The organism is Micromonospora sp. NBC_01638, assembly GCF_045209745.1.
Taxonomy (GTDB): Bacteria; Actinomycetota; Actinomycetes; order Mycobacteriales; family Micromonosporaceae; genus Micromonospora.
Genome location: NZ_CP109273.1, coordinates 3,447,741 through 3,461,928 on the forward strand (window position 1 = coordinate 3,447,741; position 14,188 = coordinate 3,461,928).

Here is a 14,188-nt window from a genome sequence, read left to right on the forward strand (position 1 = left end):
CCCGCCGTCTCACACCAGCAGGGGTACGCCGGACACGTCGACCGTGTCCGGATACTTCAGCCCAGCGCCGGTGTTGAGCACCACCACCCGCTCGCCGGCCCGGATCCACCCGCTGGCGCGCAGCTGCCGCGCCGCGGTCAGGCAGGCCGCCCCCTCCGGGCAGAGCAGCAGCCCCTCCCGGGCTGCGAAGTCCCGAAGGTCGGCCAGGATGTCCGCGTCGTCGACGGCGACGGCTGTGCCGGCGGACTCCCGCAGCGCCGTCAGGATCAGCTCGTCGCCCAGCGGCGCCGGCACGGTGATTCCAAACGCCACCGTGTGCGCGTCCACCCACGGCTCGGCCCGGTCTGCACCGGCGGCGAACGCCCGAACGATCGGCGCGCAGCCGGTCGACTGCACCGCCACCAACCGAGGCAGCTTGTCGCCGATCCAGCCCAGCTCGCGCAGCTCGTGCAGCGCCTTGTGGATGCCGATGAGACCGACACCGCCGCCCGTCGGGTACACGATCACGTCGGGCGCCTGCCAGCCGAGCTGCTCGACGATCTCGTACCCCATCGTCTTCTTGCCCTCGAGCCGGTAGGGCTCGCGCAGCGTGCCGGCGTCGAAGATCGCCCCGTTCGACTCCGCGATCAGCTCGGCCACCCGCCGACCGGCGTCGCTGATCAGCCCGTCGATCAGGCGCAGGTCGGCCCCGGCGGCGACGCACTCGCGCCGGCAGATGCTCGGCGCCTCCAACGGCATGACGATGGTCGCACCCATCCCGGCCCGCGCGGCGTACGTGGCCCAGGCCGACCCGGCGTTGCCGTTGGTGGGCATCGCGATCCGCTCGACGCCCAGCTCGCGGGCGCGGCTCACGCCGACCGCCGCGCCGCGCGCCTTGAACGAGCCGGTCGGGATCAACCCCTCGTCCTTGACCATCAGGTCCGAGATGCCGATCTCGGCGCCGTACGCCGGGGCGCGCAGCAGCGGCGTCCAGCCCTCGCCGAGCGTCGTGACGTGCCGTGGGTCACCGACCGGCAGCAGCTCCCGGTAGCGCCACAGGTCGGCCGGGCGCAGCGGGAAGTGTTCCGGGGTGACCGCCTTCGCCACGGCCGGCAGGTCATAGCGGGCCAGCAGCGGGGAGCCGCACTCGCAGAGGTTCTGCAACACCTCGGCCGCGTACTCCCGACCGCAGCGCGGGCAGTCCAGGTGGGTCAGGTACACGTTGCTCCTCGCCGTCACACCGCGTCGATGCGCGGCTGCCGCTGGCCGGGCGGACCGTCCGGCACCGTCGATGCGGTCACACCCGCATTCTCCGGCACACCGGAGCGGCGCGCTGGGTGCCGGAGTGTCCGGTTCGCGAGGCGGCCGGGGGCTCGGCGGGGTAGAACGGACCACATGGACCTCATCGACCAGCCCGCCGCCCTGCTCCCCGGTGACGTGCGGATGCCCCTGCTCGGCTTCGGCACCTGGCAGGCCACCGGCCAGGCTGGTTACGAGGCGGTGCTGGCCGCGCTCGACACCGGCTACCGGCACGTCGACACCGCCACCATGTACGGAAACGAGCGGGAGGTCGGCCGGGCGGTGCAGGAGAGCGGGCTGCGCCGTGAGGATGTCTTCATCACCACCAAGCTCCCGTCGAACCGGGTGGGCCAGGAGCGCGCGACGTTGGAGGCCAGCCTGGAGGCGCTCGGCGTCGACCACGTGGACCTCTGGTTGATCCACTGGCCGCCGTCGTCGTCGGCGGACAGCATCCCGCTGTGGCGCGAACTGCTGGCCGCCCGGGACGAGAACCTCACCCGGGCGATCGGCGTCAGCAACTACAGCACCGGGCAGATCGACGAGCTGATCCAGTCGACCGAGGAGAACCCGGCGGTCAACCAGATCGAGTGGAGTCCGGCGTTGTACGACCGGCAGCGGCACGCCGAACTCCGGGATCGGGGCGTGGTGCTGGAGGGTTACAGCCCGTTCAAGACCAGTGACCTCAGTGACCCGGTGCTGACCAGGATCGCTGGGGCGCACGGCGTCTCCCCGGCGCAGGTGGTGCTGCGCTGGCACATCGACCACGAGATCGTGGCGATCCCGAAGTCGGTGACCCCGGAGCGGATCACCGCCAACTTCGACGTCTTCCACTTTTCGCTGACGGCGGAGGAGATGCGCGACATCGACGCGCTCGGCAACGCCTGAATCGGCGGTTTCCTTCAGCTCGCGCCTCGGCATTGAAGGGTATCGACATCGACGCTCATGACGGTATAGCGTCCCCGTCATCACGTTCGTCGATCCGTTCGAACCCGCCCTCGCTGGAGGATCGCCATGGCCCGATCACCATCCATCCGTCTGCGCCGCCGCGGGGTGCTCGGCATCCCCGCCCTGGTGGCCGCCGCGCTGACCGTCGTCGCCCGACCCACCTCCGCGAGTGCCGCTCCGAAGGCCGAGTGCCTGGCCGACCTGCTCGGGGAGTCCTGATGGCCACGGTTCCCTGGCTCGTGGACGTGCTTTGCGCCGCCGGCGTCCAGGTCGTCGTCGAGGGCGACTGGCTCAACCGGATGCGGCCGGGCTCCTTCGACCCCATCGGGGTGCTCTGGCACCACACCGCCTCGACCTCCAGCGCCAGCAACCCGCACCCGGCGCTCGGCATCTGCATCAACGGCCGGTCCGACCTGCCCGGCCCGCTCTGCCAGGCGCTCGTCGACTACAACGGCGTCTTCCACGTCATCTCGGCCGGTCGCTGCAACCACGCCGGGGTCAGCGGCGGCAGCGGTCCGATCCCCGCGGGGGACGGCAACACCCTCATGATCGGGTGGGAGATCGACTACAACGGCGTCAGCCAGGAGATGACCGCCGCCCAGTACAACGCGTCGCTAGCCGCCACCGCCGCCGTCCTCACCCGGCTGGGCCGGGACAGCAGCTATGCCCGAGGGCACCGGGAGACCAGCACCACCGGCAAGATCGACCCGTCCTTCATCGACCTGAACGTGATGCGGGCCGACGTGGCGGCGAGGATGGCCGGCGGCGGCACGGCGTGGTCCTCCACGGTGGACAACACCACCGCCGGCCGGTTCACCGCCAGCGCCAACTGGGGCGTGTCGTCATACTCCGGGCAGCGATACGGCGCCGACTACCGGTACGCGGACCCGGTCGCCGCCAGCGACGTCGCGTGGTACCGGTTCAACGTCCCGGCCACCGCCACCTACCGGGTCGAGGCCTGGTGGCCGGCGAACTCCGGCTACAACAGCGCGGCGCCGTACATCGTCGCCACCAGCGTCGGCAACCAGACCGTGCGCGTCGACCAACGCGCCACGGGTGGGCAGTGGCGGGTCCTCGGCACGTTCACGCTGCCGGCCGGTGACGCCAACCGGGTGGGCGTGAGCCGGTGGAGCAACGCCACCGGCCTGGTCATCGCCGACGCCGTACGCCTCACCCGCGTCTGACGGCCCCGGCTGATCGACTCGACTTCCGTGAAGTCGGGGTGTCCCAGGTGCGAGGACGCCCCGACTTCACGAAACCCGAGTGGATCTCTCGGCTCAGGTGCGGGAGCAGGTGGCCCCGTTGAGCGAGAAGTTGGTCGGCGACGAGTACGAGCCGCTCAACGTGCCCTGGTAGCCGAAGCTCGCGGTGCCTCCGGGTGGGACGGAACCGTTGTGGCTGACGTTCCGCGCGGTCACTGCGGACCCGCTCTGGCTCACCGTGGCGTTCCAGGCGTTGGTGACCTGCTGGCCACTCGGCAGGCTGTAGGTCAACGTCCAACCGTTGATCGCGCTGGACCCGGTGTTGGTGATCTGCACGTCGGCGGTGAAGCCGTTGTTCCACGAGTTCGGCGTGTACTTCACCGCGCACCCGGCACCGCCCGGCGGTGGGGTCGTGGGCGGAGGAGTCGTCGGCGGCGGCGTGGTGGGGCCGCCACCACCGTTGACCGCAGCCGAGAACGAGGTCACCGCCAGGCCGACGCCGCCCTGCCAGGGCTCGAAACCGGCCTGGATGCTGGTCAGGTACCAGCTGTTGGTGATCGCGCCCCGGTTACGGACGTCGTTGATGAAGTCCAGCACACTGAAGTTCAGGCTGGAGATCGCGGACGGCGCGACGTAGGAGATGACGTTGTTGGAGCCGTTGCTGCCCCGCCAGACCTCCCAGGTCCGACCGGCCAGGTTCGTCGTGCCGACCACCGAGCCGATGGGCTGGATCGGGCCCTGCCGGTTGAGCCAGATCATGATCTCCATCTGGTTCACCCCGTCCCGCTTGGGCGACGGGTCCAGCCAGATGTCGTACGACGCGTTGTAGGTGGCGCCGCTGACGTAGCGGTAGGAGATGCTGCTGCTGGCGCTGCTGATCTGGCTCACCTGGATCGGCAGGTTCGTGCCGGGGGAGCAGTTGGTGTAGTGACAACCGAAGAACACCGAGGGGTACGCCGTGGGCGCCCCGTTGGTGGGGCTGCTGCCGTTCAGCGTGGTGATCTCGAAGCCGCTGCTGGTGACGTTGATGCACTGCTGGGCGGTGGTGCCCCAGCGGTTGTTCTGCACCACGTACCGGCTCTGGATGACGGCCGAGCCGTACTGTTCGCAGATCTGGGTGTCGGCGGAGGCGTTGCCGGCGAGCGCTACGGCGACGAGCGAGCTGCTGAGCAGCAGGCCGGCGGCGACCAGAGCCCGAAGTGGACGTTTCATGACGCTCCTTGACTGCGGCGCGTGCCCGGGCGCCGGACGGTGGTGGGGGCAGTGCGGGAGCGCTCCCACGCTCAACGACACATTTGCATGCCTGATACCGCAGCGCAACCGTACGCGTCAAACTGGTGAATTGTGAGGATTGCCATTCCCCCGCCGGGCGGGCGACGGAGGACGGCCGGCTAAGCGGCGCGGGCCCGCCGACGAGCGGCTATGGGCGGGCCGATTGGGCCTGGTGTGCGCCGATCGCTCCGAGTAGCGTGTTGCCTCCAACGCGTGCCGCTCCCCCTCCGGAGGCGTTAACCACCATGGGTGGCTCCCCCCTGCGCATCCTCGTCGTCGGCGCGGGCATCGCCGGCTTGGCCGTGGCCCGGGCGCTGCGCCTGGCGGGCTTCCGACCCGACGTCACCGACAAGCTGCCACCGGGGGAGTCCACCGAAGCCGGTCTCTACCTGCCCGGCAATGCCGCCCGCGCGCTGCACGGGCTCGATCTGCACGACCCGGTCCGTCCGCTCGGGCAGGTGATCCAGCGGCAGCGGTTCTTCGACGCGGCTGGCGTGCAACTCTGCGAGATCGACCTCGACACCCTCTGGGCCGGCGTCGGCGAATGCCGGGCGTTGCCCCGGGCCGATCTGCACCGGGTGCTGCTCAGCGGCGCCGGCGGCGCCGTTCGGCACGGCGCTGAGGTCCGCAACCTGGACCTGCTCCCGAGCACGGTCGGCGTCACCTTCACCGACGGCACCACCGGTGAGTACGACCTGGTCATCGGTGCCGACGGGCCACGCTCCTCGGTCCGTGCGCTGGCCGCGCTCGGCGGGCCGCCTCGCCCGGTCGGGCAGGTGGTCTACCGGGCCGTGCTGCGCGACGGCCCACCGGTCACCGAGTGGACCGCCCTGCTCGGCCAGCGCTCCGGTTTCCTGATGGTGCCGATCGGCGGGGGGCGACTGCACCTCTACGCCGACGAGGCCGGCACCGAGGAGCCCGCCGACCCGCTGGCCCGGCTGCGCGAACTCTTCGCCGACTACCGCGGCCCCGTGCCCGAGGTGTTGGCGGCACTCGACGAGGTGCATGTCGGGATCACCGACGAGGTGGAGTTGGGCCGTTGGCACCGGGGGCGGATCCTGCTTGTCGGGGACGCCGCGCACGCCACCGCGCCGACGCTGTCCCAGGGCGCGGCCATGGCGCTGGAGGACGCCGTTGTGCTGGCTGAGTCGCTGCACGCCGCCGGCGGCGTCGAGGCGGCCCTCGTGGCGTACGAGAGTCGTCGCCGTCCGCGTACCCGATGGGTGCGGGACCGGACCCGGGACCGCAACCGGACGAGGGACGTGCCGCCAGCGCTGCGCGACCCGCTGCTGCGTGGACGCGGCGGCCGAATTTTCGGCGAGCACTACCGCCTACTGCTCGGCCCGCTGTAGCCCCGTTGTAGATCGTGTCACGCCACCCCACGCGGCGCTGCGACCTGCCGGGGACTATCCTCCTTGCGGATGACGGCCCGCCGATAACCAGCGTGTGCCGAGCGGGACAACCGAGAACCGGAGGCCACTCGTGACCACCGTCGCACCCAAGCCGGTCGTGACCCGGCCCTGGCCGGTCCGGGAGCCGGTCAAGGGGTCGGCCATCGCGCGGCTGCTGCGAACCACGGACGCGAAGCAAATCGGGATCATGTACATGATCACCGCGTTCGTGTTCTTCATGATCGGCGGCCTGATGGCCCTGATCATGCGGGCTGAGCTGGCCCGACCCGGGCTGCAGTTCCTGTCGCCCGAGCAGTTCAACCAGCTCTTCACGATGCACGGCACGATCATGTTGCTGTTCTTCGCGACGCCGATCGTGTTCGCCTTCGCGAACTACATCGTGCCGATCCAGATCGGCGCGCCCGACGTTTCCTTCCCCCGACTGAACAGCTTCGCCTACTGGCTGTACCTGTTCGGCGGCACGTTGGCGACCGCCGGTTTCATCACCCCGGGTGGCGCGGCTGACTTCGGCTGGTTCGCGTACGCGCCGCTGAGCGGCGTGGAGCACTCGCCGGGCATCGGCGCCAACATGTGGGTCATGGGTCTGGTCATCTCCGGCCTGGGCACCATCCTCGGCGCGGTGAACATGATCACCACGGTGCTGACCCTGCGCGCGCCCGGCATGACCATGTTCCGGATGCCGATCTTCGTGTGGAACATCCTGGTCACCAGCCTGCTGGTGATCCTGGTCTTCCCGCTGCTGGCCGCCGCGCTGCTCGCGCTCGCCGCAGACCGCATGCTCGGCGCCCACGTGTACGATCCGGCGACCGGTGGGCCGATGCTCTGGCAGCACCTGTTCTGGTTCTTCGGGCACCCCGAGGTCTACATCGTCGCGCTGCCGTTCTTCGGCATCATCAGCGAGGTCATCCCGGTCTTCTCCCGTAAGCCGATCTTCGGTTACAAGGGTCTGGTCGCCGCGACCGTCGCGATCGCCGCGCTCTCCATGAGCGTCTGGGCGCACCACATGTTCGCCACCGGCCAGGTGCTGCTGCCGTTCTTCAGCTTCCTGAGTTACCTGATCGCCGTGCCGACCGGTATGAAGTTCTTCAACTGGATCGGCACCATGTGGCGGGGCCAGATCAGCTTCGAGACGCCCATGCTCTGGGCGGTCGGCTTCCTGGTCACGTTCCTCTTCGGTGGTCTCACCGGTGTGCTGCTGGCCAGCCCGCCGATCGACTTCCACGTGTCGGACTCGTACTTCGTGGTGGCGCACTTCCACTACGTGCTCTTCGGCACCATCGTGTTCGCGGTCTTCGCCGGCATCTACTTCTGGTTCCCGAAGATGTTCGGCCGAATGCTCGACGAGCGCCTGGGTAAGGTGCACTTCTGGCTCACCATGGTCGGCTTCCACACCACGTTCCTGGTGCAGCACTGGCTCGGCAACGAGGGCATGCCCCGCCGGTACGCCGACTACCTGCCCAGTGACGGCTTCACCACGCTGAACATGATCTCCACGATCGGCGCGTTCATCACCGGTATCTCGACGCTGCCGTTCATCTACAACTGCTGGAAGTCGTACAAGACCGGTCCGGTGGTCGAGGTGGACGACCCCTGGGGTCACGGCAACTCCCTGGAGTGGGCGACCAGCAGCCCGCCGCCGCTGCGCAACTTCGACCGGATGCCCCGCATCCGCTCTGAGCGGCCGGCGTTCGACGCGAAGTTCCCGGAGTTGGCCGCCGGCAGCCAGAGCGTGGCCGGCCCGCCGGAGGGTGGCGCCAAGCCGCTCACCAGCGAGTCGGACGGCGGTGCCAGCTACCGCGAGGACACTGCCAGCGACGTCGACCGGCACTGACCGACAAGCTCAGCAGTACGACGGGCGCCGCCCCCGGGACCACCGGGAGTGGCGCCCGTCGCCGCCATGTCCGGCCACTGTCACTCCCGCGCCTCGCCCACCCGCCCCAAGGCTGACCCTCCAGCCCAATCTCGACCGCCGTCGGCTCACCCCGGCGGTGCCGACCGCGTTCGTCTTCAGCCGACCGTCGATCTAGGGCAGATCGTCGTGGGTAGAGATCACTTGACAACGATCTGCCCTAGATCGACGCGAGGTGGGGGCGCTCCCGGCTCGGCCCGGCCCGGCGGGCGGGGCACTGAGCTGGTGTCGGTGGCGCGGCGGGTCTGCGGCCGTCAGCGGGCGACGGGGGTGAGGTCCGCCTCGACGGGCGGGGCCAGGGCGGCGGCGTTGCGGCGGCGGCGCAGCTCGATCGGGAGCACCACCAGGGTGACCAGTGCGCCGAGCGCGCCGGTGACCACGAAGCCCCAGAGCGGCGTGCTGGCGTCGATCACCGCGCCGGCGAGCGGCGCGCCGACCGCGATGCCGACGGTGACCGCGGAACCGTGCAGGCCCATCGCCTCACCGCGTACCTCGGCCGGGACCAGGCGGCTGACCGCGTCCGAGCCGGCCGCGATGGTCGGCGCGCAGAGCGCGCCAGCCGGGATCAGCGCCAGGCACAACAGCCACCAGTGCGCGCCGCCCAGCCCGACCGGGATGGTGCACAGGGCGAGCGCGGCGGTCAGTGCCAGCGGGGAGAACGAGCGGTGGATAGCCCCGTAGGCGAACCCGCCGGCCAGCGAGGCGACCGCCCAGATGGCCAGCACCGCGCCGGTCCAGCCGACTTCGCCGCTGGCCCGCAGCACGGCGACCACCGCTACGTCGGTGCCGCCGAGCACCAGGGTCGCGGCGGCGCTGAGCGCCAGCACGGCGAGCAGTCGGGGCGTCAGCCACTCCCGGCGAGGCACCCGACGCTGTGGGCCGGTGGGCTCGCCGGCACTGCGGATCGGTGGGTTGACCAGCCACAGGGCGATACCGGCGGCGACGATGCCGCCGCCGACCAGGTACATGGTGGTCTGCGCGGAGATCGCGGTGACGAGGGCCACTGCCATCGCCGGGCCGATCATGAAGGACAGCTCCACCGACATCGAGTCCAGTGCGTACGCCGGGCGGCGTTGGTGCTCCGGGACCAGCGCGGCGATCGACTGACGGACCACGGAGAAGATGGGCAGGGCCAGGGAGCCGGCCACGAAGGCGGCCGGCAGGAGCAGGGGGTACGGCAACGAGGGCGCGGTGGACCAGAAGATCGCCTCGGCGACGCCGGTGAGCACCAGAACCGGGCGTAGGCCACGCCGGTCCACCAGTCGGCCGAGTAGTGGCCCGCCGATCGCCGCGCCCACGGTGATGGCCGCGCCCACCAGGCCAGCGGCCCCATAGCCCCGATCAAGGTCGAACACCACATGGAAGGTCAGCGTCACCCCGGTCGCGGTGAGCGGGATGCGGGCGAGGACGGCGACCAGCAGCAGCGACCGTAGGCCGGGCAGGGCGAGCGCCTGCCGATAAGGCTTCATGTTCACGTGGGTCCGTACCTCCGGCGACATCCTCGACCGGCGGTGGCCCGACGGCCAACCAATTACCGCCTCATGCGGCCCTCATCACAGGTTGGCCGTGCAGGGTCACCCCGGCGCCGTCCATGGCACGTAGTGCCACGTCGGTGGTCGCCGGAGCGACGGCGGCGGTCAACTCGAGCAGCACGGTGGTGGCAAAACCCTCCCGGGCGGCGTCCAGCGCGGTCGCCCGGACGCAGTGGTCGGTGGCGATACCGACCACGTCGACCCGATCCACGTCGTGCCGCCGTAGCCAGTCGGCCAGGCACTCGCCGTCATCGGCGTGCCCATCAAATCCGGAGTACGCCGCCGCGTGCTCGCCCTTGTGGAAGATCGCCTCGACCCGACCGGTGTCCAGCTCAGGGTGGAATTCCGAGCCGCTGGTGCCGACCACGCAGTGCCGGGGCCAAGACTCCACAAAGTCGGGCGGATCGCCGAAGTGCGCACCGGGGTCGACGTGGAAGTCCTTGGTGGCGACCACGTGCGCCCACCGCTCCGGCTCGGAGGCGAGCAGCCGGGAGATGCCTGCGGCCACCCCCGCGCCGCCCACGACGGCCAGCGAGCCGCCCTCGCAGAAGTCGTTCTGCACGTCCACGATGATCAGAGCGTTGGCCATTGGGGCATTCTTCCTCATGGTCGGTCTGGGCGGCGTTCTGGACGAGGTCAGTCGGCGGGTACGACGGTGACCGGCACGGCCGGGTCGCCGGCCGAGAGCTTCAGCCCCTCCCACGGGATGGAGATCAGGCATTCGCGCAGGTGCGCACGGGACTCGTCGAGGGTGGGCAGCGACACGGGCTCGCCGGCGACCACGAACGAGTGTTGGAGCATGCGGTCGTTGGGCTGCCGGTCCGGCACGCCCTGCGGGACGATGATCTCCTCGGTGGCGGTGCCGGTCGGCTTGTGCCGACGAACCGCGACCTTCCGACCACCGATGGTCGCCTTACGCTCGGAGCGCTTCACCACCGGCCGTCCCTCGACCTCGACGAGCTTGTAGACCAGTCCGGCGGTCGGCGCACCTGAGCCGGTGACCACGGCAGTGCCGGCGCCGTACATGTCGACCGGTTCGGCGGCCAGCGAGGCGATCGCGTACTCGTCCAGGTCACCGGAGACGATGATTTTGGTCTCCGTGGCGCCCAGCGAGTCGAGCAGCTCCCGGGACTGCTGAGCGATGACCGCCAGGTCGCCCGAGTCGATCCGTACCGCCCGTAGCTCCGGCCCGGCCACCGCGATCGCGTTGCGGATGCCCTGGCTGATGTCGTACGTGTCGACCAGCAGCGTGGTGTCCTTGCCCAACGTGGCGACCTGCGAGGCGAACGCCGCCCGCTCGTCGTCGTGCAGCAGGGTGAACGCGTGCGCCGCCGTGCCCGCCGTCGGGATGCCATAGCGCGCACCGGCGGCGAGGTTGGACGTGAACCGGAACCCGGCCAGGTACGCGGCCCGCGCCGCGGCCACCGCCGCCTCCTCATGCGCCCGACGCGCCCCCATCTCGATCAGCGCCCGGCCCCGCGCCGCGGTCACCATCCGCGCCGCCGCTGCGGCCACCGCGCTGTCGTGGTTGAGCACGGAGAGCGCCAGCGTCTCCAGCACCACGCACTCGGCGAAACCGCCGGAGACGGTCAGGATCGGTGAACCGGGGAAGAACAGCTCACCCTCGGCGTACCCGTCGATGTCGCCCGTGAAGCGGTAGTCGGTGAGCCAGGCCGCCGCCGCGTCGTCGACCACGCCGGTACGCAGCAGGAAGTCGACCTCCGTGGGGTCGAACCGGAAGTCGCGGATCAGCTCGATCAGCCGGGCCGTGCCGGCGACCACGCCGTACCGCCGGCCGCTCGGCAACCGGCGGCTGAACACCTCGAAGACACACCGGCGGTCGGCGGTGCCGTCCTTCAGTGCCGCGCTGACCATGGTCAGCTCGTAGTGGTCGGTCAGCAGTGCGGGGCGGTGGGTACTCACCGCCCCAGCCTAAGGTTCAGCTCGCGTCGCCGCCGTCGTGGCCCGGGATCGCGCGCAGCGCGGCCCACAGCTCGGCCCGGCCGGTCACACCGAGCTTGGCGTAGATCCGTTGGAGGTGATTCTCCACAGTGCGCGCCGAGAGGTAGAGCCGTTCGGCGATGGCCCGGCTGGGCGCGCCGTGCGCGGCGAGACGGGCCACCTGCCACTCCCGCTCGGTGAGCACCGGCGCGCCCGCCTGCAGCGCCGGCGTCCGGATCAGGTCACAGCGCCCGAGCAACCCGGCCAGGCGTTCCCGGGCATCGTTGGCCGCCGCCGAGTGCTCCTGGCGCAACCGCTGCACGGCCTGGGAGGTGGCTTCGGCTGCGTACACGCTCAACTCGAGCGCGACATAGTCGTCGGCAACCGCGAGCAGATCTGTGGCGGAATCGGTCACTGCGGCGCGGGCGTGCCGGGCCAGCAGCGGCGGAAGCACCCCGTCGACCCGCTCGGAAAGCTCGGCGAGGCGCTGCGCGACGGTGCGCCGACCACCATCGGAGCAGGTGGGCCCGACCGGCATGCCGGCCTGATCCAGCCGGACGAGATCGTGTAGGACGTGGACCTCGTGCCCGGCGAAACCATCCGACCGCAGCCGGTCCACCAGGTCGCCGAGGTGCTTGACCGCGCCCGGCAGGTCGCCCGACGCGGCGAGCGTCGCACCCCGGGCCTGCTCCAGCCACGGGTAGAGCACCGCCATGCCCGGTGCGTGGGTGCGGTCCGCTTCGGCCATCGCCGCGGCCGCCTGCGCGGCGTCACCGCGCAGCGCCGCCGACTGGGCGCGCTCGGCCTGGGCCAGACCGGCGTAGACCCGGCTGGTGGCCAGCACCGCGCAGGCACCCAGCGAGGCCCGCATGGCCGCGTCGCTCTGCCCGCGCAGCCGGCACGCGTACGCCTGAAGGATGGCCAGGTAGCCGGTGCCGAGCCGGAAGTCACCGGCACCAGCCAGGTCGGCGAACTCGTCCGCCACGATCGCGTCGATCCCGGCCAGGTCGCCGGTGAGCATGAGCCTGGTGCCCCGGGCCAGCTCCAGGGCCAGTTGCAGGTACGGCATGTCGGTGCGCCAGTTGGCCGCGGCGGAGTGCACCTGGGCGATCGCCGTACCGCTGCGATTCAGCTGGCCCTGCGCGGCCTGGACGTACGCGATGGTGGAACGGGCCAGCTCGCGGGCGGCGACGCCGGCTGCGGGCCGGTCCAGTACGCGTTGGCTGAGCCGCACCGCGGTGTCCGTGTCGAGTCGGTGCAGGCGCATGATCGCTTCGAAGGCGTGCACCCGGGACCGGTCGGCGGAGTCGCTGAGCTGCTCGACCCGGCCCGCGATCTCCTCCACCGTGGACTCCCGGCTCAGCCCCCAGTAGCTGACCATCCCGCGCACGGTCAGCCAGCGGCACAGCCGCCGCTCGTCGCCGGGCTCGGGAGTCACCGCGTCGAGGACGTCGATCGCCTCGTCGGGCCGGTCGGCGAACATCAGGATGGTGGCCAGCAGCTCCGCCGCGTCGGAGCCGCCGTCCGCGTTCAGCGCGGCACGCGCCAGGCGGGTGGCCAGCGGCACGTCGTAGCGGGTGAACGCCTGGACCGCGGCGTCCACCAACAGGGCCGGATCCTGTGCGGTGCCCGAGTCGAGTCGCCAGACCGCCACCCGCAGCAGGTCGTCACGGCGGCGCTTGCCGACCTGTTCGAGCAGCTCCGCGAGGTGTGCCTGAAGCCGGCGGGTACGGCTGACCGGGCAGCGTCGGCGCATCACCTCGCCGTAGAGCGGATGGGCCAGCCGGACGTCGGTCCGCCGGTCGTGCTGAACCACGCTGATCAGCCCGCGTTCCTCCGCGGTCTCCACGTCCACCTGGTCGGCGGCCTGCTTGAGCAGGTGCAGGCCGAGTGGTTCGCCGAACGCCACCAGCTCGACCACTGCGCGGACGCCGTCGGTGAGCTTCCCGACCCGGGTGTCGATCAGGTCGGTCAGGTTGGGCGCCAGCTCCAGTCGCCCGGTCCACTTCCAGATCCCGTAGGTCTGCTTCAACTCCGCGCTGCCGCTGGCGGCGTGCACCAACTCCCGCAGCAGCAGCGGATTTCCTGCCGACAACCGGCCGAGCCGGTCGGCCGAGTTGGCGTCGACCGGGCCGCCCAGGATCCCCGCCAGCAGGCCAGCGGTCTCTGCCTGCGGCATCGGGGTCAGCTCGACGTGCTCGACCAGGTCGTCGGTCCAGAGTGCGCGGATCGGCAGCGGGATCTGCTCGCCGTCGCGCAGGGTACCGACCACGGTGGCGTTCTCCGCGCGGGCGACCAGGTGCACCAGTGCCGCCGAGGGCGGATCGAGCAGGTGGGCATCGTCGATGGCGAGCACGATCCGTCGACCAGCCGCCTGCTGTTGCAGCACGTTGAGCGCCCAGCGCAGGATGCCGGCGGGGGAGAGGCCCTGAGGTTGCTCGGCGGGGAGGATCTGCACCAGCCCGCCGAACGGCAGCGCGGCGGTGGTGGCGCTGGCCGCGATGGACCAGATGGCGAACCGGTCGGTGGGCAGGGCGCTGACGCCCTCGCGCAGCAACCGGCTCTTGCCGATGCCCGCGCTGCCGCTGAAGAAGAGCCCTCGGCCAGCCTCGCCGGTGACCGCCGCCAGCAGGAGGTTGAGCTCAGCGGTCCGGCCGACGAACTTCCATCGACTCATCCGCGCAGCATATCGATCGA

At 71.0% G+C, this 14,188-nt stretch carries 11 protein-coding genes; 5 read left to right on the plus strand and 6 right to left on the minus strand.

Going from position 1 to position 14,188, the window contains the following annotated elements:
• Nucleotides 1–9 precede the first annotated feature (9 nt).
• Nucleotides 10–1,200, minus strand: coding sequence for a threonine synthase (locus OG811_RS16375; RefSeq protein WP_406075760.1), 1,191 nt, complete (start codon nucleotides 1,198–1,200; stop codon nucleotides 10–12).
• Nucleotides 1,201–1,374: 174 nt separating this feature from the next.
• Here OG811_RS16375 and OG811_RS16380 point away from each other — a divergent pair, with 174 nt between their 5' ends.
• The 3 genes from OG811_RS16380 (at nucleotide 1,375) to OG811_RS16390 (ending at nucleotide 3,407) form a co-directional block, all read left to right on the plus strand.
• Entirely contained in the window at nucleotides 1,375–2,163 is a 789-nt protein-coding gene (locus OG811_RS16380; protein ID WP_406075391.1) for an aldo/keto reductase, read from the plus strand.
• A gap of 126 nt (nucleotides 2,164–2,289) precedes the next feature.
• The gene (locus OG811_RS16385; RefSeq protein ID WP_357487762.1) at nucleotides 2,290–2,442 is read left to right on the plus strand and encodes a hypothetical protein; all 153 of its coding nucleotides are present in this window, start codon (nucleotides 2,290–2,292) and stop codon (nucleotides 2,440–2,442) included.
• Entirely contained in the window at nucleotides 2,442–3,407 is a 966-nt protein-coding gene (locus OG811_RS16390) for an N-acetylmuramoyl-L-alanine amidase (protein ID WP_406075393.1), read from the plus strand. Before OG811_RS16385 ends, OG811_RS16390 begins: the two co-directional genes overlap by 1 nt.
• A 93-nt stretch (nucleotides 3,408–3,500) precedes the next feature.
• Here OG811_RS16390 and OG811_RS16395 read toward each other — a convergent pair whose 3' ends face one another.
• Nucleotides 3,501–4,637, minus strand: a complete 1,137-nt coding sequence (locus OG811_RS16395; protein WP_406075394.1) for a GH12 family glycosyl hydrolase domain-containing protein — start codon at nucleotides 4,635–4,637, stop codon at nucleotides 3,501–3,503.
• A gap of 305 nt (nucleotides 4,638–4,942) precedes the next feature.
• Between OG811_RS16395 and OG811_RS16400 the strand changes: the two genes are divergently transcribed.
• Together OG811_RS16400 and ctaD are read left to right on the plus strand one after the other, a co-directional pair.
• Entirely contained in the window at nucleotides 4,943–6,049 is a 1,107-nt protein-coding gene (locus tag OG811_RS16400; RefSeq protein ID WP_406075395.1) for an FAD-dependent monooxygenase, read from the plus strand.
• A 130-nt stretch (nucleotides 6,050–6,179) separates the two neighbouring features.
• Nucleotides 6,180–7,940, plus strand: coding sequence for a cytochrome c oxidase subunit I (ctaD, locus tag OG811_RS16405; RefSeq protein WP_406075397.1), 1,761 nt, complete (start codon nucleotides 6,180–6,182; stop codon nucleotides 7,938–7,940).
• A 332-nt stretch (nucleotides 7,941–8,272) separates the two neighbouring features.
• Here ctaD and OG811_RS16410 read toward each other — a convergent pair whose 3' ends face one another.
• Genes OG811_RS16410 through OG811_RS16425 form a run of 4 tightly spaced genes read right to left on the minus strand, consistent with a single transcriptional unit; the run spans nucleotide 8,273 to nucleotide 14,168 of the window.
• Nucleotides 8,273–9,517 (minus strand): MFS transporter, encoded by a 1,245-nt coding sequence (locus tag OG811_RS16410; protein ID WP_406075398.1) that lies wholly within the window; start codon nucleotides 9,515–9,517, stop codon nucleotides 8,273–8,275.
• A 40-nt stretch (nucleotides 9,518–9,557) separates the two neighbouring features.
• On the minus strand, nucleotides 9,558–10,139 hold the full coding sequence (locus OG811_RS16415) for an isochorismatase family protein (RefSeq protein WP_406075400.1): 582 nt from the start codon (nucleotides 10,137–10,139) through the stop codon (nucleotides 9,558–9,560).
• Nucleotides 10,140–10,186: 47 nt separating this feature from the next.
• Complete coding sequence (locus OG811_RS16420) at nucleotides 10,187–11,473, minus strand: nicotinate phosphoribosyltransferase (RefSeq protein ID WP_406075402.1); 1,287 nt, start codon at nucleotides 11,471–11,473, stop codon at nucleotides 10,187–10,189.
• A 16-nt stretch (nucleotides 11,474–11,489) separates the two neighbouring features.
• A complete protein-coding gene (locus tag OG811_RS16425; RefSeq protein ID WP_406075404.1) occupies nucleotides 11,490–14,168 on the minus strand; it encodes a LuxR C-terminal-related transcriptional regulator in 2,679 nt (892 codons plus the stop codon).
• Nucleotides 14,169–14,188 lie beyond the last annotated feature (20 nt).

Coding starts and splice junctions, on each gene's coding strand:
- OG811_RS16380 (WP_406075391.1), top strand. CDS start 1,375: ATGGACCTCATCGACCAGCCCGCCGCCCTGCTCCCCGGTGACGTGCGG.
- OG811_RS16385 (WP_357487762.1), top strand. CDS start 2,290: ATGGCCCGATCACCATCCATCCGTCTGCGCCGCCGCGGGGTGCTCGGC.
- OG811_RS16390 (WP_406075393.1), top strand. CDS start 2,442: ATGGCCACGGTTCCCTGGCTCGTGGACGTGCTTTGCGCCGCCGGCGTC.
- OG811_RS16395 (WP_406075394.1), bottom strand. CDS start 4,637: ATGAAACGTCCACTTCGGGCTCTGGTCGCCGCCGGCCTGCTGCTCAGC.
- OG811_RS16400 (WP_406075395.1), top strand. CDS start 4,943: ATGGGTGGCTCCCCCCTGCGCATCCTCGTCGTCGGCGCGGGCATCGCC.
- OG811_RS16410 (WP_406075398.1), bottom strand. CDS start 9,517: ATGTCGCCGGAGGTACGGACCCACGTGAACATGAAGCCTTATCGGCAG.
- OG811_RS16415 (WP_406075400.1), bottom strand. CDS start 10,139: ATGGCCAACGCTCTGATCATCGTGGACGTGCAGAACGACTTCTGCGAG.
- OG811_RS16425 (WP_406075404.1), bottom strand. CDS start 14,168: ATGAGTCGATGGAAGTTCGTCGGCCGGACCGCTGAGCTCAACCTCCTG.